This is a genomic window from Shouchella phoenicis (assembly GCF_047238345.1).
Classification (GTDB): Bacteria; Bacillota; Bacilli; order Bacillales; family Bacillaceae_D; genus Shouchella.
Genome location: NZ_JBDFMQ010000001.1, coordinates 1,233,353 through 1,253,449, shown reverse-complemented (window position 1 = coordinate 1,253,449; position 20,097 = coordinate 1,233,353). Strand labels below are relative to the sequence as shown.

21 protein-coding genes are annotated in these 20,097 nt (G+C 39.7%); 1 reads left to right on the top strand and 20 read right to left on the bottom strand.

The annotated features are described in order from the left end of the window. Position 1: 1 nt before the first annotated feature. Positions 2–691, bottom strand: a complete 690-nt coding sequence (locus tag ABC361_RS06865; protein WP_413073302.1) for a glycerophosphodiester phosphodiesterase — start codon at positions 689–691, stop codon at positions 2–4. 112 nt (positions 692–803) lie between these two features. On the opposite strand from ABC361_RS06865, the gene ABC361_RS06860 reads away from it, so the two are divergent. Beyond that, positions 804–2,030, top strand: a complete 1,227-nt coding sequence (locus ABC361_RS06860; protein ID WP_413073301.1) for a metal ABC transporter solute-binding protein, Zn/Mn family — start codon at positions 804–806, stop codon at positions 2,028–2,030. 48 nt (positions 2,031–2,078) lie between these two features. On the opposite strand, the gene ABC361_RS06855 is transcribed toward ABC361_RS06860, so the two are convergent. The 19 genes from ABC361_RS06855 to ABC361_RS06765 form a co-directional block, all read right to left on the bottom strand. Then, positions 2,079–3,038, bottom strand: coding sequence for a quinone oxidoreductase family protein (locus tag ABC361_RS06855; RefSeq protein ID WP_413073300.1), 960 nt, complete (start codon positions 3,036–3,038; stop codon positions 2,079–2,081). 101 nt (positions 3,039–3,139) lie between these two features. Next, on the bottom strand, positions 3,140–3,619 hold the full coding sequence (locus tag ABC361_RS06850) for an LURP-one-related/scramblase family protein (RefSeq protein WP_413073299.1): 480 nt from the start codon (positions 3,617–3,619) through the stop codon (positions 3,140–3,142). 129 nt (positions 3,620–3,748) lie between these two features. After that, the gene (locus tag ABC361_RS06845) at positions 3,749–4,081 is read right to left on the bottom strand and encodes a hypothetical protein (RefSeq protein WP_413073298.1); all 333 of its coding nucleotides are present in this window, start codon (positions 4,079–4,081) and stop codon (positions 3,749–3,751) included. A 46-nt stretch (positions 4,082–4,127) separates the two neighbouring features. Further along, the gene (locus tag ABC361_RS06840) at positions 4,128–4,382 is read right to left on the bottom strand and encodes a hypothetical protein (RefSeq protein ID WP_413073297.1); all 255 of its coding nucleotides are present in this window, start codon (positions 4,380–4,382) and stop codon (positions 4,128–4,130) included. After that, positions 4,382–4,843, bottom strand: a complete 462-nt coding sequence (locus tag ABC361_RS06835) for a hypothetical protein (RefSeq protein ID WP_413073296.1) — start codon at positions 4,841–4,843, stop codon at positions 4,382–4,384. Before ABC361_RS06835 ends, ABC361_RS06840 begins: the two co-directional genes overlap by 1 nt. After that, positions 4,840–9,801, bottom strand: coding sequence for a phage tail protein (locus tag ABC361_RS06830; protein WP_413073295.1), 4,962 nt, complete (start codon positions 9,799–9,801; stop codon positions 4,840–4,842). Before ABC361_RS06830 ends, ABC361_RS06835 begins: the two co-directional genes overlap by 4 nt. Before the next feature lie 17 nt (positions 9,802–9,818). After that, positions 9,819–10,526: a distal tail protein Dit gene (locus tag ABC361_RS06825; RefSeq protein WP_413073294.1), complete on the bottom strand. Its 708-nt coding sequence runs from the start codon at positions 10,524–10,526 to the stop codon at positions 9,819–9,821. 11 nt (positions 10,527–10,537) lie between these two features. Then, positions 10,538–13,498 (bottom strand): phage tail protein, encoded by a 2,961-nt coding sequence (locus ABC361_RS06820; protein ID WP_413073293.1) that lies wholly within the window; start codon positions 13,496–13,498, stop codon positions 10,538–10,540. Further along, positions 13,491–13,781 carry a phage tail assembly chaperone gene (locus ABC361_RS06815; RefSeq protein WP_413073292.1) on the bottom strand — a complete coding sequence of 97 codons (291 nt, stop codon included), beginning with the start codon at positions 13,779–13,781 and terminating at the stop codon, positions 13,491–13,493. Before ABC361_RS06815 ends, ABC361_RS06820 begins: the two co-directional genes overlap by 8 nt. A 56-nt stretch (positions 13,782–13,837) precedes the next feature. Then, on the bottom strand, positions 13,838–14,203 hold the full coding sequence (locus ABC361_RS06810; RefSeq protein WP_413073291.1) for a tail assembly chaperone: 366 nt from the start codon (positions 14,201–14,203) through the stop codon (positions 13,838–13,840). Positions 14,204–14,284: 81 nt separating this feature from the next. Further along, on the bottom strand, positions 14,285–14,806 hold the full coding sequence (locus ABC361_RS06805; RefSeq protein WP_413073290.1) for a phage major tail protein, TP901-1 family: 522 nt from the start codon (positions 14,804–14,806) through the stop codon (positions 14,285–14,287). 111 nt (positions 14,807–14,917) lie between these two features. Beyond that, positions 14,918–15,307: a hypothetical protein gene (locus ABC361_RS06800; RefSeq protein ID WP_413073289.1), complete on the bottom strand. Its 390-nt coding sequence runs from the start codon at positions 15,305–15,307 to the stop codon at positions 14,918–14,920. A gap of 1 nt (position 15,308) precedes the next feature. Further along, positions 15,309–15,683, bottom strand: a complete 375-nt coding sequence (locus ABC361_RS06795; RefSeq protein WP_413073288.1) for a sigma factor-like helix-turn-helix DNA-binding protein — start codon at positions 15,681–15,683, stop codon at positions 15,309–15,311. A gap of 18 nt (positions 15,684–15,701) precedes the next feature. Next, positions 15,702–15,851 carry a hypothetical protein gene (locus ABC361_RS06790; RefSeq protein WP_413073287.1) on the bottom strand — a complete coding sequence of 50 codons (150 nt, stop codon included), beginning with the start codon at positions 15,849–15,851 and terminating at the stop codon, positions 15,702–15,704. A 118-nt stretch (positions 15,852–15,969) separates the two neighbouring features. Continuing rightward, complete coding sequence (gene glpX / locus ABC361_RS06785) at positions 15,970–16,926, bottom strand: class II fructose-bisphosphatase (RefSeq protein ID WP_413073286.1); 957 nt, start codon at positions 16,924–16,926, stop codon at positions 15,970–15,972. A gap of 12 nt (positions 16,927–16,938) precedes the next feature. Continuing rightward, entirely contained in the window at positions 16,939–17,565 is a 627-nt protein-coding gene (dhaL, locus tag ABC361_RS06780; RefSeq protein ID WP_413073285.1) for a dihydroxyacetone kinase subunit DhaL, read from the bottom strand. Between the two features lie 18 nt (positions 17,566–17,583). Continuing rightward, positions 17,584–18,591 carry a dihydroxyacetone kinase subunit DhaK gene (locus ABC361_RS06775; protein ID WP_413073284.1) on the bottom strand — a complete coding sequence of 336 codons (1,008 nt, stop codon included), beginning with the start codon at positions 18,589–18,591 and terminating at the stop codon, positions 17,584–17,586. Between the two features lie 2 nt (positions 18,592–18,593). Then, the gene (gene rpiB / locus ABC361_RS06770) at positions 18,594–19,058 is read right to left on the bottom strand and encodes a ribose 5-phosphate isomerase B (RefSeq protein WP_413073283.1); all 465 of its coding nucleotides are present in this window, start codon (positions 19,056–19,058) and stop codon (positions 18,594–18,596) included. 91 nt (positions 19,059–19,149) lie between these two features. Continuing rightward, positions 19,150–19,938: a DeoR/GlpR family DNA-binding transcription regulator gene (locus ABC361_RS06765; RefSeq protein ID WP_413073282.1), complete on the bottom strand. Its 789-nt coding sequence runs from the start codon at positions 19,936–19,938 to the stop codon at positions 19,150–19,152. Between the last annotated feature and the right edge of the window lie 159 nt (positions 19,939–20,097).

Here is a 20,097-nt window from a genome sequence, read left to right as displayed (position 1 = left end):
TTTAAACGAATGCTGCTCCTTTATCAAGCGCTTTGATTGTGACTGAAACGTGCTCATAACGTAAGCATCTTTTTATTTGTCTAGCTTTTGATAGATGATACACAGCCAATTGCACCTTCTCTTGGCCACATCTTTTTGCAAAACGTTTGGAAAAAAAGCGATAATTCATCGTAAGTGAACCGATTTGATTTCGCTTCATTCTTGAAAAAATTGCCGTTGTCGGTCGACGTTGTATATAGCCTAATTGAACGTCTGAACACAATTCTCGTACGAAATCAATTTTCTCCAGATCAAACGAAATAAGTTGTGCTTCTTTCATCATGCCTGCTTTTTTTATACTTTCTAAAACATTCTTTTCTAAATTTCGATTAGTCGATAGCCCTTTTAATTCAATAATTGGTTTCGCTCTACCTTTTAAGAGCAAGAGCGTTTCTTGCAACGTTGGAATTTTTTCAGACTCAAACACGTACAGCTCTTTTAATGCTTTTACACTTAAATCTTTTACATAACCAGACCCATTCGTCACTCGATTTACTTTCTCATCATGTATAACGACGGGGATATAGTCAGAACTTAAGTGCACGTCAAATTCTATCATTTGACATCCACATTTTATCGCTTCTTCAAATGCCTTCAGCGTATTTTCTGGATAAAGACTAGAAAATCCGCGATGTGCAATGACTCTTTCCAATTGTTACACCTCCTATGGAAATGAATCGAGCTTATCCCTTCACAAATAAGAACGATTACGATATAATGCAGTGGATTACACAAAACGTAATTCTTACGGTTAGGAGTTTAAGATGAAGAAAACAATTTTACTAACAGTTGGTCTATCGGCTACAGCAATGCTTGCTGCTTGTGGCGATGATCAAGGAACTGATGACAATACAGAGCAATTATTTATTAAAACATCTATTTTCCCCTATCAAGATTGGACAACTGCGATTGGTGGAGATTATGTGGATGTTGAAAACATTGTTCCTGCAGGAGCAGACGCTCACACATATGAACCAACACCACAAGAGATGATTGAAGTCGCTGATGCCGACCTCTTTATTTATAACGGTGCAGAACTTGAACCTTTTGCTGATAGCATTTTATCTGCTATCGAAAACCAAGATGTTCATATTTTAGAGGGTAGTGCACAAACCCACTTAATCGCGAGTGATCATGACCACGATCATGGCGATGAGCATGACCATTCTCCACTTATTAATGAAGGAGATTTACAAGTAAATGGGATTCAAGATCATTATCATAGCGACGATAGCGCTACACTATCTGTCGATGATGAAGGGGATTGGCATTGGTACACAAGTACGGATAACGAAAATTGGGATCGAGTGACAGAAGAGCCTACTAATGAGTATTCTTTCACAACCAATCATAATGGTCTACATGTTCAAGCAGTCCAATATGATGAAAACGAAGAAGTAATTGCAACAAGTGATACTGTTCAAATTATCATTGACGATCATGATGAGCATGACCATAATCATGGCGATTATGACCCCCATGTCTGGTTAGACCCTATTCGTTCTATTGAAATCGCCCAAAGTATAAGAGACACACTTACTGAGCTAATGCCTGAACAAGAAGACTATTTTAATGAAAATTTTCAAGCACTTGAAGCGCAATTCCATGAATTAGATGAAGCCTTCGTTGATACAGTTGAAACAGCTACACACGATACGTTTATTGTCTCACATGCCGGCTATGGGTATTGGGAGCAGCGCTATGGGTTAAACCAAATCGGTATTGCCGGAATTTCACCAACAAGTGAACCATCGCAAACAGAGCTTATTCAAACGGTTGAAAAAGCGCAAGAACTTGGCTTACACTACGTCTTATTTGAACCAAACATTACACCACGGGTATCTGAAATTGTTCAAGATCATTTAGACGCTGAAGCACTGCAAATCCATCCGCTTGAATCGCTAACAGAAGAAGATAAGGAGAACGATGAAGACTATTTCTCCTTGATGAGAAGCAATGTCGAGACATTAGAACAAGCTCTGAATGAGTAATACTGCCTAATCACAAGTGCAACAGCGAACGTCGTTGTTGCACGTTTTTCATTCCCCTAATTCACTTATTTTTAACAACACTTTCCCTGTATGGTTTCGACTTTTTACATACGCATAAGCTTCTTGAGCATCTGCTAATAAAAAGGTTCTATCTGTCGCTAGCACTAACTCTCTCTTTTCTAGTAAATTTAGTACATCAGCGGCGATTTCTTCCACTACATTTGGTCGATACTTACGGGTCGTTCCGAAGCTGAACCCTTTTATTGTCCGACAGCTCTTATGTACATCCTCATTTGTAAATACGCTTCGTTGGCCGCTCGCATTGCCAAATTGAATCATTGTTCCAAAACGAGCGAGAACATCCAGACTATCCTTCGTTACTTGACCAGCAACACTATCAAAAACAACTGAAACGCCAACATTATTCGTCACATGTAGGGTCTCTTCTTTAAACCCATTATACGTAAATACATGAGTCGCTCCTGCTTTATAAACAGCATCTGCTTTGGCAAGATTTCCTACTGTACCAATAATTGTTTCTACGCCTAATTTTTTTGCTAATTGAATGATCGTCGTCCCCACCCCGCCTGAAGCAGCATGAACAATTATTGTATCTTCCGGGAGAAGCTTATGAATTTTGTGCGTTAAAAAATAACTAAGAAAGGATACAATCGGTGCGGCTGCAGCCTGTTCCCACCCAATCTCAGCTGAAATCGGAAACACAAGAGCCTCCGTTGCAAGCGCAAACTCTGCATGTACGCTTGTAAAAGGAAATGCCAGTACGCGATCCCCAACGCTTACATTCGATACACCTTGCCCCAATTTTTCAACAATACCGACTAAATCTAAACCAAGTACAGCTTCCGTCCCTAGATTCAATTGTTTCAGATCAGCAAAATTCAAGCTCGACATCACGACTCTTATCCTTACTTCCCTCGTTCCAGGCTCAGGCTTTATAACCTTTGAGACATTGACTTCACCATTTTTTCCTAACGTAACAGCACGCATTCAAATCGCCTCCTATGAAGTAAGTATAGCGAAAGATACGTCATAGGTAACGATCAAAAAAATGAGTGCAATTGATTTGTTTTACTTATCATCTATGTAGCTTAGTTGCTATTTTTATTTTGGTGATGAACCATATCGAGAACAATCATCAGTGCAATACTAATCGTTTCATGCTTTGGATCTTGAACATGAAGATGATACGTATCCCCCCAACTTAACCATTGCTTCTCAACCGACATAATTTCGTTGTTTCCGTCTTTGACAGCATAATGATGATCAAACAAACTTCCTTCAATCGACCAATTAAGTGGTTCAATTTGATAACGTGCTCGAAAAAAACTCATCTTTTTCGCCACTACACATAATTCTTTTTCTTCGTTTGCAATCGCATAACGAGGCATAAACGACATCACCTGTTGTTTAATCTGCAAGACTGGCGTTCCTTCTGTTGTTGTAATCGCCAATTGATTTCCAATTGAAAAAAACTTCCCGTCTACTTTATAGATCGGGCTCTTTTCAGCATCGAAAACAGTAAACTGATCCCGTAAAGAAAAGATTCGTTGTTTAATATAAAAGTCCATTTCAACCCCTCCGTATTTTCTATTTTACGAAACGGCATAAAAAAAGATTCAAAAAAAACCCCAGATCAAGCAGGCGCTCGGTCTGGGGGTCATTACTCTCTCTATATAAAGTGGATTTACGAAACGCCTTTAGAAATAAAACGTAATAAGAATCGGTAAAATCAAGCTGACGACCGTTAAGGCGGTCCCCACGAACCACCGCCTGTCTATTTTTCGTTCGTTTTGTGTACGCAGCGTTTCTTCCCGTGTCTGCTTAATTTCCTTCAATGCTTGCCGTGCTTTCTGATAAGCTAGTTCAGCCTTTTCTTCAGCAGCGTCGGCTTTTTCTCTTGTCACCAAAAGCTCCTTACGAACTTCCTCGAGCACATTTGTTTGATTTTCTAATTGTTGCGTTACCTTTGCAAGCGTAATTTCTACTTCAGTTAATTTTCGGAGGAGATCGTATGCAGATGGCTCGGTCATCGTTGCCAGTCACCCCTTTTTTGCCAAAATAAAAAAGCCCAATGGCTTAGTTCGATGTCTCCTCATCCTTTTTGGGCTGAAGTCGTGCAATTACCTTTTCTCGTGCCAAAAGAGCTAAAGAAACCAAGCGAGGGTCCTGAACATATTCATCCATCGTTACCGCTACTCGGCCATTTGCATTTATATCACCTGTCGGATCCGTTACGTTAAAACGAAGACGTACTTCGTCAGCCTCTTCCTCAAAGTTATATGTGAAATCAACCCCAGATACGCGTACATCTAATTGTTCTACTTGTTCCATTATTCATCGTCTCCTTTTTGGTTATTTTCATCTTGAATCTGTGCATCTTTTACCTGTTCAAATGCTTCAACAATCATAAAATGTGTTTCAGCATCTTCATTAGATAACTTTTTATCAAGATGCAAGACAACCGTTTCTACTGTTTCAAGTGCTTGCTTAAAGTTAGGACTATCAAGTACAAATGGCTCATTTAAAAGCCTCTCTTGAAGCGTTCTAAATTTTGCTGCAGATGCTTGGTCTTTTAACTGAAAACCACCTCCTTCACTACGAACAAGTTCACCTTCAGCGTCTAATTCGGCATAAGCTTTTAGCAGTTCAACCTCTTCAGTAACCATTTCTTCGTGTTGCTTTTTCAAGACATTAACAACACGCATGCGATGGATATTTTCCACTCCAGTCAACTCAATGCTCACTAAAAATTTTGCAACTCTATCCAGTTCTTTTTTTAAAATTGTAATCATAACATTCTCTCCTCTAATTGCATGATCTTTTGCTTTAACAATTGGTTTTCAAGTTCTAAAAAAGACACACGGTCCACGGTGTCTTCTAGTTTTATATTCAGTTCTTGTGTTGCTTTGAGTGTGACGTAATTCAGTTTACTACTGTTGATACCTAAACCATCTTCTGTGTTCACATATGGACTATCTTCGGCAATTAGACCTACCATGAGAGAAGGATTTTTGACACCTGCTTCAATGTCCGCTTTCATATAATAAGTCATAAGTTTCAATTCATTAATATGATTCAAAACTTTATCACCATAAGGCTTTATATCAGTCTTATATTCTCTTGAAGAAGCTTCGTGTAGTCGTAAAACACGGATATCTCTATAGTTAGGACTGCCACTATTAAAGAATGCCGCTGATGTAACTCTGACTTCACTGTCCGGACCAGGCGCAAGATAAAGATTGTTACCACCATTAACACGCATTGTATTAGCCCGAATGTCTCTGCAAGCTAAATCTCGATAATTGTTAGTAGTCATCGATGCTGTAATTCGAACCTCTCCATTTCCTGCCGGTCTTACATACATATGAACTCCAGAGGAACCACCCGTATTAGTATTAATAAAATTACCAATGAATCCGTCTGCACGTATAGGAAGATAACGATAACTAGCCATCGCACCATCACCTGGAATATCTCTCCGGTCTACTACACGAGCTTCATTTGTTGATGCAAGATATACATTTTCAAACGTAGTACTAAGAGCAGAGGAAGAGACTACAGTTCTATTGGCTTCAAATCGTACTCTACCATTTGATTCATAAGAAATTATGTTTGTTGGACTAAACCTTACATAATCGCCTGTATTATTAGTTAATTGTATATAGCCACCATTTACAGTCACTCTATCATTTCCATTGTCAGAACGGATAGTTGAACCAAAAATATTTGTGCCTCGTATGTTGATACCAGTTATAGTACCTGCATTTATCTTATCTGCGGAGATATTAGCAATTTTAGCATTTTGAATGGTCCCATCTTGAATATGCGCATTTTGGATAATGGCGTTTTGTAATTTGGCTCTTGAAATTGCTGCATCAGCTATAGCTAAAGAACCAACTGCTCCATTTTCAATATTAGCGCGCTTTATTACAGCACTGTCTATTAAGGTTTGTCCCGTAATACGTATAATACTGCCACTAATTCTAACTGACTCTGGCGAAATATTAATGGCTGAGATAATGCCATCTTTCTCAACTCTTAAATTAATGCGGTCCGACATCGTTCTGATGCTACTTTCAGCATTTGAAACACGACCAGTAAGATTATCTACACTTGTTCGAGTTGCACGAAGACGAATTTCGCTAGCGTTTTGTTCAATGGCTGTTTGTTGTGATATCAATTGGGCTTCAAGTGCTTTTTTATCAGTGATATCAATTACTTGTATATCATCAATCATGACCCAACCACGAGTATGGTTCGTCGTCATACTTACTAATACTTCGGTTATATTAGCAGGCACGACCCACTCTCTTTGGATTTGTGTCCAATTTGTTCTTGGACCATCCCATCCTGTTGACGTTACATGACTCCCGTCTAAACCGCCAAACCTAAGTTTTTGATTATTACTTGTTCCATTCGCATCACTACTTGTTTTGTACCAATAGGAGATGAGTAGTGTACTATGTGGCTTAACAATTATTGGAGATTCTACATTAAAAGCAGAAATACCGCTACTAGCTGCGTAACGCAAGGCATTTCTGCCACTTTTACTATCGTTGGTGACGATCGTGACAGAGCTTCCACTTTTTCGCCAACCAACTCCACCTGATTCAAAACTTCCATCTGGCAATAAATTTGTACCGCTAGAAGGAGCTTTATTTAGATGACTAATTTCTGTTCTAAATTCATTCTCCGATAACTCAAGCTTTCCAACTCTAGACGTAACGGAACCTAAGCCATTTTCAGTTGACGAAACCCGCCCACTAATGCTTCCTAGCGTTGCATCTAAAGAAGTTTGCCGCTGATTGTAAGCCGAAGTGTTTACTTTATTATCTAAGCTTTTTCTGATTTCTCCTACAGACGTCGAAAATCCATTTAAATCCTGTCTAAATCCACTCACCGCGTTCGTTAATGTTCCTAAATCACTAGTCGTCGCTTCCATTTTTCCGGTAATCTCGCCTAACGCAACATTAAGAGAGGTTTGGCGTTGTTCATAGATCGAAGTGTCTACTTTGTTATCTAAATTTTTTCTAACCTCACTTATAGAGGTAGAGAAGCCTTCTAAATCTTGTCTAAACTGACCGACAGTGTTAGTGAGTGTTCCAACATCGTTCGTCGTTTCTTCTACTTTTCCAGTAATCCCTTCTAATGTAGAATCCAAAGAGGTTTGTCTTTCCGTGTAGGATTCCGCATCAATAAGATCTTCAAAAGCTGGCGACCACCCAGCAGCTCGTTTGCCTTCTGTAACCATTAATTCTGATATTTCAACAGTACCTGAAGCAATAAAATCTGCTCTCAATTGAAGTCGTATACTTGTTGTATCCGGGTTTACTTGTCTCGTTTGAATAACGTCAATCTCTCTGTTTTCACTTAAGTTCGTAATCGAGTGGACTGTATGCCAAGCGTTTGGATTGTTTTCAAACCACTGTAACATGAGCCTTGGTGAACCGTTACTACCAGCCTTTATATCCTTCACCTTTATTTTGCAAGAGATCGTCACTTCTTTTTCGAGAACTCGATCTGATACATCATACACTCTTACAACTTGGTTACTAATATTCGTCCAGTTCGAGCGTACGAACGTCTTATACGTACCAATCGCAAAATTCGTTGATGGACGTTTTTCGTTTTGTAACTGGCGAATAGAAGTAGTGAAGCCTTCAGTACTTAAGCTTAACTCTGAACTAATATCTCGTAAATCCGCCACTTCACCAGTCAATTGATCAACTTGACCGCTTGTTTCACCTACATTGATTTCAATGCCTTCAAGTGACGCATTAATTGATGTCATTTTTTGATTGTACGTTGTGTAATCGACTTTATCAGTCAATAATTCGTCTACTTCGCCTTTTGAAAGCGTAGCAGATAGCCGTCCATCAACTTTCTCAAACTCCGTTGTCACATGCTCCTCAATTTTCGTTAACTCTTCGCCTACTTTGCCGATGTCTTCTTTGAGCTGATTCTCTTTTTCAGCAAGCTCTTTTTGGTTCGCCTCAATGTCGCTGTTAATGCGCTCCATCTCACGAGTAAAGTCCGCATGGTCAACTCGTTTTTCTAGTTCTTCAGAAAGAATTGAATAAACGTCTGCAATTTCCTGGTCACTATAGTCCTTTGCCCTTTTCTGTATAAGCTCTAGTGCATCATTTGCAATTTGCTCAAACTGTATTCCGTCGTTGCCAATGATAGTAGCTTCTTTATTCAATTCTCGTAATTTTTTAGCCAGGTCAGGGCCAAAGAGAATATCTTCTGTTACAATTCGGGCGGTCGAACCTTCTACTTCTGCTGAGTAATTCGAAGCACGCCCATGATAGTTAACGGCGCGGACTCGAAAGTAATACGTCTTGTTTGTTTCTCCGATCAAGTTAAAACCATTTAACGAACCTCGGTAAACAAGTGTCTCAGGCGAAGGAAGAAAACCTTTCACTTCACTAGCAAACAGTTCATACGCTTGGACATAAAAAGCTTCGATGTTAAAAGCCCAGTAAATCTGTACGGTCTGAAATCCACCAGTTGCCTCTACATTTGCAGGCACATCCGGTAAAATATCAGGATAGCGATCAGGTGAGATCGGTTTATTTCCTTGACTCCACTTTCCTCGGTTATCATTAATCTCGCGAATGACTTGGTCTAACCGGTCGTCATAGCTGTGTGCAGACAGAAATTGCCCCATCTCAACTGTTGCAGACCGATTGACGTCCATTAAATCATACTCAATCGCAATGACACGTGCTTGAATTTCTATTGGTCTGGTAAATATTCGATCAAAGGCTAGTGCCGTATCCCCAAGACTTACCTTTTCATGTTCATAGCCACTAAGTTGTTCCAGTAATTGAACGGTAAGCTGATAATGAACTTCCGGCTGTTTTGCGATTTGCAATTGTTCCCAAGTTGCGCGAAGCAATTCTTTAGGATTATCAATGTCGCTGTTCGAAAAAACCCCTTCTCGATGAAGTAATTCTCCATTATGCAATCGTCCATATTTTTCGAGCGCATCACGATCTCCGACCCAAGATTGTCCTCTAGGCTTATCTACAGGATCTCCGTTCTTTAATTCCCACACCACTTCAGTAAAATCAGTTTGTTCATCATCCGACGATGCTCCTTGTCCATAAAGAGCTGTTACAGGATACGAGAGCACCGTTCGCTGGATTTCTTGAATGTCATGATTGACCTCAAACCGTTTTCCACTATACTGTCCACGACGTGGAAGGATTTTAATGATGCGCTCAGTAACTCGATTGTCCGAGAAGGTAACAACGTCCTTAATTTCACCACCCCAAAATCGTAGGATATCCCAAACTGCATCAACTGAGGTTACTAAAGAAAGGTTCATGGATCGATTCCCTAATTCAATTTCAACTTTCCCTCTCCATCGTGTTCCAGTCAATACATGATTTAAAACAGATTGAGCATTAGCATTTGTAAACGATTTTTCCTTAACAACATGCTCTTTTAACTCCATAAAAGCTGGTTCACATATGGCGTAAGTTTGCCGATCCTGCCCGCTAAAAAGGTCATCAACCTCTTTAATCACGTAGAGTCTTAGTTCGCCCTCTTTATCACGAAATGCAATTTGATTTTCTTCTTTTACAAACTGCGTAACCTCACTGGTTGATTGGACAGTGAGGCGTAATGGCTCATTAGGTAGTTGATTTAATTCTTCGCGAAAAACGGCGGAAATCAAACCACTTTCTTCTCCAATTGCTGCCACTAAGTAATCATGCTGATTTAACAGATAAATCTCATTCATGTTCTCACCTCCTTTTTCTATAAATATATATTTTGATAGGATAGTGTTGATGGTTGAGTCACATACATTGTGTTGACACCCGGTTTTAATGAAAACCATCGACTTTCAAACGCCAGCAAAGACATTCGAGATTCACGATTTAAAGAGATGACTCGCTTTCGAGTGTCGATCTGAATGACATCATTTTCTTGAAACTGATGATACAGAATTAATTTCTCTTCAGCTTGGTTTATGACTTCAAACTTGTTTGTTTTCGCTTCAATACGACATTGCAATGTCCAGTAGACAGGGATTTGTCCCATAACCTCAATGTCTGCTTGGTTAGGAATCGGCACAATCATTTCTGCAGCGTATTGATATGGAGTCGGACATAGAAATTGAATGACTCCTTTTGAAAAATGCTCATACTCTTCAAATTCCATCGACAAAAACCTAGCCATGTAGTATCGGCTAGGTTTATCGGAGAAGACAAGCTTTTGCTCGTCTTCACTATATAACCACGTAGACAGTTCAAGTTTTAATTCTTGTAAACGTTTCCCACGATGATAGACAACAACAGGAACATCCAAAATAATTGTATCGAGCTTCATACCCGTTACTCGTTCTCCTGCTCCTGTTCTTTCAGCAGTTGTATATGAGATTGTTGGTAATATGGGGCGTCTCAAGTCACTCAATACGGAGATATAACTTTTTCTAATCCCATTGTACGTAAATTGCAAATCCATTCACCTCCACCTTACGCATAAAACCTGTTTTTGCGCATAGATTTTCTTTCTTGTGCATTTGTTATATGAGGTTCAACGAGTGATCCAACAACCGTAGAATCCATTTGAACCGTCATTTGTTTCTGGTCTCTTAATGTCTCTACTACTTCTGTTAATAAGTTCTCAACTGAGCGACCGTTGTTCTTTTTTTCAAAGAAACGCACTTGATTGGAGTAAGATTGGCTCAGATTTGGATGAACGGGCTCTAGCGGCGTCATATGCGGTGGATCAATTTCAGACGGTACGAGAGACGTCATCGCATTCATCGCCCGATTGACTGACCCTAGATCTCCTTCTATTCCAACCGCTAAACCTTGCGGAAGAAAACGACCGATCTCGTCTCTGAACAATTTTGACGGTGATTTAATACCAAAGAAAGATTTTAGACTTCCAACAACACTGTCCATAAACCCACTAATCTTTCCAATAATCCAATCTTTAACGTCATTCATTCCTCGCCAAAGCCCTCGAATCAAATCAGAACCAACTGTCACGATGCGATTAACTGCTTTTGAAATACTCCCAGCCAAACGTGTGACAAGCTCTCCACCCAACTGCATGATACGCGGAAACCCCTTTATTATGGCGGTAAACACGCTCGCGAGGATCGTTCCAATTGCGCTAACTACCATCGGCATTGCTGTCATTAAACCACCAATTAAGGACCCTATAAGAGAAATACCAGTTTGGATAATCATTGGAAAATTAGATACAAGTGTCGTGACGACGGAAGCAATAATTTGCATGATTGATTGCAATAAAGCAGGCACACTGTCCATGATTCCTTTGATGAGGCTTTCTAATAAGGTGATACCTGCATCAATAATAAGTGGCAGCTGCTGAATTAAGCTTTCGAGAAGTAGCGCAATTACATCAATTGCCGTCTTAATAATCATTGGTAAAATAGTCAAAATGCCTTCTATTAAACTTTCAAGCAATTGAATTCCCATCTGAATAATGAGTGGAAGCTGCTGTGTAAGAGTAGTTAAAATCATATTAATAATTTCGACAGCGGTCTCTACCAGCATTGGCAAGATCGAAATTACACCATTAATTAACGTCATCAACATTTCAATACCCATTGTTAAGAGTAATGGAAGTTGTTCAGCTATTGTCGTAATCAATGTCTGTACAAGATTTAAGGCAGTATCAATGATCATCGGAATCATTGTCATAATTCCTTCAACTAAGCTCATCAATAAATTAATGCCCATCTCAATGAGTAGGGGCAGTTGTTGTGTAAGGGTCTCTATGAGAAGAGAAATAACGCCTAAAGCCACTTCAATAATCATCGGCAGTAAGGATAAAATGCCCTCAACCAAACTGGTCAATAATTGAATCCCTAGTTCCAGTATCAATGGCAGTTGCTCAACAATTGTGGTAACAAACAGTGTGACAATCCCAATGACTGTTTCAAGAAGCATCGGTAAGAAACTCATAATACCTTCAATTAAAGTCATTAATAATTGAATACCGATCTCCATAATCATTGGTAATTGTTCAACGAGCACTGTAATGAGTGTTTGAACCAATAGGAGAACAGTCTCAACTAGCATAGGAATGACGGTAACAATGCCAGTGATTAAGCTTGTTAAAATGTCAATACCTGCTTGCAATAGCAAAGGAAGTTGCTCAACTAGAATACTTACAAATGAAGTCACAATCTCAATGACTGTGTTCGCAATCATTGGTAAAAGCAGCATAATCCCTTCAATAAGTGTACTTAGAAGCTGCATTCCCATTTCTAAAAGAATTGGCAGTTGTTCCATAAGTGTGGAAACGAGCATTGTAACAAGCGTCACAGCCGTTTCTAGCAATACAGGTACAAAGGAAACAATTCCTTCAACTAATTTCATCAACACTTGTATACCAAGTTCAATCAGCAACGGTAATTGTGTTGTAATCGCCTCTACTAGCTGTGACACCGTTTGAACGACCACCTCAACCAGTGTACCGATCATAGAAGTCATTCCATCTAGTAAACTTGTTAAGATCTCAATCCCCAAAGAAAGGATAAGTGGCAAATTTTTAGACGCACTGCTAATAAACAAAGAGATTAATTGCACGCCTGTCTCCATTAATACCGGCAATGCAGTCGTTATGCCTTCGACCATCTTTCCAATGACTTGAATGGCTGTTTCTGCAAGAGCAGGCAGCATCGTCGTTATGCCTTCAACCAGTTTTTGTAAAAATGACGCCCCAGATTGAACCAACTCTGGTAACTTAGCTACGATCCCATTCATAAAGCCATCAAAAATTGAAGACGCCACGGAGAAAACAGAGCTTGCCATAGAGGAAATCGATTCCCAAACACTTTGCAACGTTGCGCTTAACGAACCATTTGCATTTAAAAGGTATACGAAACCAACTGTTAATGCCGCAATTAGCCCAATAACAATACCAATGGGGGATTTAAGAAAGCCAAATACACCAGCTAAAGGTTTAATCTTCATTAAATGGGAACTTACATCTGAAACACTTGATTTTAATGAGGTAAAAGTACCTACCAACTGATTAATTGTTGAAACCGATGATGTCACGGATTGGAGCGTACTACTTGCCATTTGCGCTGCACCATTTGTAAGTTCTGAAAATGAATTCGAAAGTGTCTCAGAAAATGGAATTGACATCTTTGTCGCATGATCAAGGACATTGGCAACACTTGTTACCTTCGCCTCTATATCGTCAAGTGGACCTGCATCAGCCCAAAGGCCATTGCTTAATTGATTCACCTCTGAAAAAAGATCACCGACACTGCTTGAGACCACTCCCCCACTCTGTTCAATCTTCGCAGAGGTATCTCCAAATGCTGTACCTATATCGGATACAGATTGAGCAAACGTGGTAATTGACCCTTCAATCGACGAAATCTTATTAACAAAACCAGCAACCTCTTTATTCATCGACTGTATTACATTATTTAAATCATTCATGACTCTCCCTCCTTTCTTTAAATGTAAATTGCTGTAGCCAACTTTTAGCTTTTTCAGCTTTTTTTACTGATTCCTGAACGGTGTCTTCATTTTGACTTGCTGAAATTGGTCGTTTGTACAAATCCGATACTTTAGGACGCTTGCTACGACTTGCTTGTTCATGCATCAGAGCAATTTGTGCTTCCCGTTCCATTTTATCGTGAATGGATTCAAGTTCTGCTTCCATTAATAAGACGAACTCCCGCGGTGTCAATGTATAAAAAACATGGGGCTCTAAACGCAAATAACGCCAACAATTTATTAGCTGGCGTTCTACGTAAGAAAGATCATTTAAATGTGTTAAGCTCTTAACATCTCCAGTGCTTTCGCTGCTTCCGGATTGTCCGCTACTAGCTTCTTGGCTTGATTGCGAAAGAAAAAACTCTCCGTCACAACCTTATTACTAATCTTGTAGATTACATCAGAGTCTAGCTGTTCATTCATCATCGCTTGCTCGATCTCAGCTTCAACATCCTTTAAAGAAAATTCTTTTTCACAGTGAAACAAGCCAGCATGTACGATTTGTGGAAACGCTTCTAAATCGCCCATCATCGCCTTACCAATAATCCCCATTGGGCCACCTTGAATGACACGATTTAAATATTTAACACTTTCCATTGTAAGCTTGAGTTCATATTCTTTTCCTTGCAGTACGATTGTTGACATACTTTCATCTCCCTTTTTTCTTAGTTAAGAAGGTACCTCTACTAGATACCTTCTACCGTTCCTAACTTTGACTTTGAACCTTTACTCTTGTTCGTCTTCAGCTGGCGCCTCTGTCTCTACCATATCTTCGTTCTTTAATTTTCCATTTAGCTTAGCGCTTAACGTATACGTTGCATGTTCTCCATTGCTGTAGCTTTGCTCCCATGATGTAATCATATAAAGACCTGATTTAGCGGTTTTCTTGCGGCTATTCACACGATAAATTTCGATAAATGCTTTGTTATCCAGTTTTTCATCCATATAATCAATAAATGGATCTCCTTCGGTCACTACACCTTCCAATGATACTTCAACCGATTCTTTTCCATAATCGCTTCCAGTTTTATCTTTCGTGTCTAATTCAATCTCATCAAAAGACCGATTAAATGAACCACCAGTCTGATTAAAAGGACGTAATAATCCTTGACCATCCTTTACTGCAAAAATAAATTCTTCCCCTTTGTATTCTTTCGCAAAAAATTGTAGGTTAAATGGTAAACGTTGTTCTGACATTGAAATCTCCCCTTTTTGTAATGTTTGAGTTTGTACGTTCTTTCGATTCACTAGTACGCCTCCTCTCTTTTCCTTTAAGGAAGTATTGCCTTCCTCACTTATTAGGCGTGAAACTTAACAAAAAACACGATCGTATGTTCTTATTTTGATAAAAAATTTTTTTCACTCTATATAGAAGACATGTTTTCCTTTGGTATGGATGTTGTCTTCGCTCACATACGATACCGTACGGCTACCTGTAATTGGAGCATTTCTAAATTCGATGTTCTGATAAACCTTTTCTCGCTTCATTCTCCTCATGTGTTGATGATCAGTCAATATGGGGAAATTCTCATGCTTCATTTTATAACTATTTTGGTTGCTAAGTTCCTCAAGCAAACATAGAGATGAAAATTTCTCGAGCAAGTAACGAGGTGGCAATTCATCGTTCTTGACATAATACGCATCAATTAAATTCTCAATCTCTTTGAACCTTTTCTCTCGGGTTTCTACTCCTGATACTGCCCTTTTTTTCAACAGTTCCATATTCTCTAGAAGCAGCTCTTCCGTCACTTTAATAACCTCCTCTATACCCTAAATCATGTTGAGTCCAATAGTAAAAGATTTCTGCAATTCGTTCTGTAGAACGTTTTATTAACTCTCTAATGTTTTGCTGAGCCACTCCCATTTTCTCTGCAGCTTCAACTTGCGTATAATCACAGATATACACATAATAAAGAGCATCTCGTTGTCGTTTTGTCAGACTTGCTTTCTCGATCGCCTCATTTAAATCAATAAAAATATCACAAGCAGTAAAATCATCGTTTAGCACACGTGATTGAAGTACGTGTACATCCTTTAACAAGAATTGAATTTGCCTAGCTGTTGAAAGTGTTCCGTATCGTTCTTCAAACCGAATTTTTTCTGTTTCTCGACTTCTATTTGACATGCGACACTCCCCTTTCCTCTACTGGAAAATGAGATACACTGTTGGGATAGCCGTTACAAGCCAAATAATATAAAAGGCGATTTTGTTTTCTAATTTATTTACCAATGCACCTAGTGTGATGAAAAAGAATAATGTAATCTGGCAAATTAAAGCAAGTAAGTAGAACATGTTGTTCCCTCCATAACATCTTTTTTTTAATTAACATGAACAACGGTTTAAAGAGGAAACCATCTAAAAAAAACAAAAACCACTGCACATTTATTTGTGCAGTGGTTTAATCTCTATCTCACGTATGGCTCAATCGTTTAAGTGAGTGCGTTGTTTGTAAAATGCGAATGCTTTTATGAACGCCATCCACCATAAACGTTTCCGTAAGCAGTTGATCATTTTCAGCTGGCTTGACGCCGTTTACCAGTAACCCATCCGTGACCCCTGTTGCCACGAAGAAACAGTCATCTGAAGCCACTAAATCATTAAGCCGTAAAAGTTGCGTCGGATTCTCAAGCCCCATTCGTTTACAGCGATTAAACGCTTCATTGCTTTCTGGGATAAGACGCCCTTGAAAATCTCCACCTAAGGAACGAATGGCAGCTGCCGCAACGACGCCTTCGGGTGCACCGCCTGTACCAATAAATAAGTCCACATGTAATCGCGGCAGACATGGTGCTAAAGCAGCCGTAACATCGACTTCATGAAACAATTTGACCTTTGCACCAACTGCTCGCACTCGCTCAACCAATTCAGAATGTCGATGTCGATCCTGGACAATAACAGTTACATCATGGAGTGATTTCTGTTTGGCGTTGGCAACGGCTCTAATGTTGTCTTCAATTGGAGCATCTAAATGGATTTGTCCTTTTGCTTCTGGACCGACAGCGATTTTTTCCATATACATATCAGGAGCATGAAGCATTTTTCCACTCGGGGCACCAGCAAGTACCGCTATACAGTCGCCTTGCCCTTTTGAAAAAGGAGTCGTGCCATCTAATGGATCAACAGCAAGATCAATGCGTTCCCCTTGACCAGTTCCTACTTTTTCACCAATAAATAACATCGGCGCTTGATCCATTTCCCCTTCTCCGATTGCGATACGCCCATTAAAGGAGATTTGGTTCAACGCCTGACGCATCGCTTCCGTGCTAGCTCGATCAGCTTCTATCTTATTCCCTTTTCCAATCCAAGGATATGACGATACAGCAGCCAGTTCTGTTACATTGGCCATCGAAAAAACAAGGTCTCTCATTTCATCACACCTTTATACTTTTTCTAATGCACGAATTGACTCACAGAATGTCTCGAATAAAAAGAAAGCAGAAGCAGCACCGGGATCAATTGCCCCAACTGAACGATCACCTAAACGGCTAGAACGACCTACGTTTGAATGCATCTGCTTCGTCGACTCCATTCCTTCTCTTGCAGCGGCAAGGGCACCATCCATATCAAATTCTTTCTCCGAATTTCGTAAAAATGCTGCTAGGGGGGCTAATGTATCCACCATCGTTTTATCCCCAATTTTTGCACCACCACGATATTCAATCCCTTCAGAGAAAGCAATCCAGAACGATTTTACATCTGTTAGGGAAAGCTCCTCTACTCCCTTTAAACCTTTTCCAGCCTGTAAGAAGCCCGTTGCGTACAAAGGTCCAACAGATGAACCTACCGCATTAAGGAACGTCATTGCCACTTCTTTACAAATAACGCTCACGTCAGTCTCATTAGATAATTCAACCACTTGCTTTCCAATCGCCTTCCAACCTATGGCCATTGTGACACCGTGGTCACCATCCCCTAACTGTCGGTCAAGTTCACATAAATAATCGCGTTCGTGTACCATTCGTTCTTGCATAGCAGTGAGCGCATTTTTAAAATCAATCGCTTTCATTTCTCATCACTCCTTTAGTTAAACTTGAGCATACATCGGGCAATCTGCTGGTGCCTGTATACATTCTTTTAACTCGTCATCTACTTTCATAATCGTAATGGAACTCCCACCCATTTCAAGTGACGTACTATAATTCCCGACATAACTTTTAAAGATGTGAATCCCAATCTCACTCAAACGTTGCTCCACACGACGGAACATAATATACAATTCCATATGCGTCGTTGAACCTAACCCGTTTACTAGGACCGCTACTTCGTCGTTGTTCTTTAATTCCACATCCGCTAAAATATCGTTGACAAGACGGTCAGTCACTTCATCAGCTGTCGCTAAAGGGCCTTTTTCAATCCCCGGTTCACCGTGATGACCTAAGCCAATCTCCATTTCATTGTCTTCTAAATGAAAACTAGGTTGCCCAGTCTGTGGCAACGAACATGGCGATAAACCAACACCCATACTCCGAACCCATTCATTTGCTTTTGTTGTTTTGCGAACGACTTCTTCTACAGAATCTCCCTTTGCAGAAGCAGCGCCAGCTACTTTTGTAATAAAAAATTCTCCGGCAATTCCTCTGCGCTTATGCTTTTCACTTGCAGGTGCGGATGCCACATCGTCGCGCACAACAATAGAGTGTACATGAATATCATGCTCAAGGTCGGCTAAATCAGATGCCATTCCAAAGTTCATAATATCTCCAGCATAATTCCCATAGATATAAATCATTCCTACGTCTTTATTAACTGCTTCTGTTGCTTCCAAAATTGGTTGTGGCGGTGGAGAAGCAAAAATATTTCCAACGGCTACACCGTCAGCCATCCCTTCACCAATATAGCCCATAAAAGCAGGCTCATGGCCTGAACCCCCGCCTATAACGACGCCAACTTTCCCTTCCTTATCTAGCGCTGCTTGTGATACAAGCGCTCTGCCGCTTTTTCCTACACGGGCAATCTGCTGTGGGAAAGCTTTTACATAACCTTCTATCATTTCATCGACAACATAATCTGGATCGTTTACAAGTTTTTTCATCTCTATGACCTGCTTTCTTGCTGTATATAGATGTCTTCTTGATCGGTAATCTGTTTAATTTTTCGCGCTGAGGCGCCGCCTTCAAACTGAACGTTTAAATATGCCTCTAACACTTTTTTTGCTACTTCAGGTCCAATAATTTTTGCGCCCATGGTAATAATCTGCGCATTATTACTTAATTGTGCTCTTTCTGCAGAGTAGGTGTCATGACAAAGAGCTGCACGAATTCCCGGAACTTTTCCTGCTGCGATTGCGACACCAATCCCTGTTCCACATACAAGCACACCTCTATCAGCCTTCCCGCTTTTAATATCATCAGCAACTCGAAAAGACACATCAGGATAATCAACCGCTTCACATGAATAACAGCCATAATCCTCAACATCAAATCCATTATTTATCATAAATTGTTTTAATTCTTCTTTTAAATCAAATGCGTTATGGTCTGAGCCAATTGCAATCTTCATACATTGTAACCCCTTTCAAATTCTTGGGTTCATTTTCACACAATTGCGCTCAGTTTGTCAATCGTTTACTTTTGTTTATTTTCGTTTATGATCATTTAACATTGATAATGTCTACCTTTTCGCGTTCTAAAACCGTTTTCAATTCACCTGTAATGTCTTTATTTGTGATGATTGAAGAGATATTCCTTATCTCCGCAAACGTTGAGATGGATGTTTTCCCTATTTTTGTTGCATCGATAAGCGCAACGACTTTGTGAACTTTTTCGACCATTTTCTTTTTCAGCTCCACTTCATACACGTTAAAATCCGTTAATCCAGCGTGTAGTGAGAATCCATTTGCTGATGTGAAAAAGTAATCCACATTGATCTGGTCTAAAATGGAAACACCCAGTACCCCTTCAAGTGAGCTAGAATTTTTTCGTAACACGCCTCCTAATAAGATTACCGTTATGGAATCATGATCACGTAGCTCTAAAGCCGTATAGATACCACTTGTAACAACAGTTAATCGTAACGACATCTTGTTTAAGATCTTCGCAAGTTCTAAGGCGGTTGAGCTCGCGTCTAATAATATACAGTCACCATCACTTAAAAGTTTGCTCGCTTCTTCAGCAAGTAGCGTTTTCTCTTCCGTATTTTGCGCTTGGCGATACACAAAGCTCGTCTCCACTTCACTTACTGGAGGTAGATCTTCTAATAAGATTGCTCCTCCATGCGTACGCTCTAACTTCCCTAGCTTTTCTAATTCATTCAAATCCGCTCGTAACGTTGCTTCAGATACTTTTAGTTCGGTAGATAATTCTTTCACTGTGATTCGTTTTTTATCTTTTAATGCAGTCATTATTGAATCTCTTCGTTCAGTCATAAACATTTTATTCATCATGTGACCCACCTTTATCTACATTGCACGCCTTACATTAGTTTACTATATTTGCGAAACCTATGCTTATTGTATATGAAAAAGACAATATATGAAAATAATCAAAAGTAAACAATAAAAATTATTGACATCCACCGTGATGGTGTTATGATTTAAGGA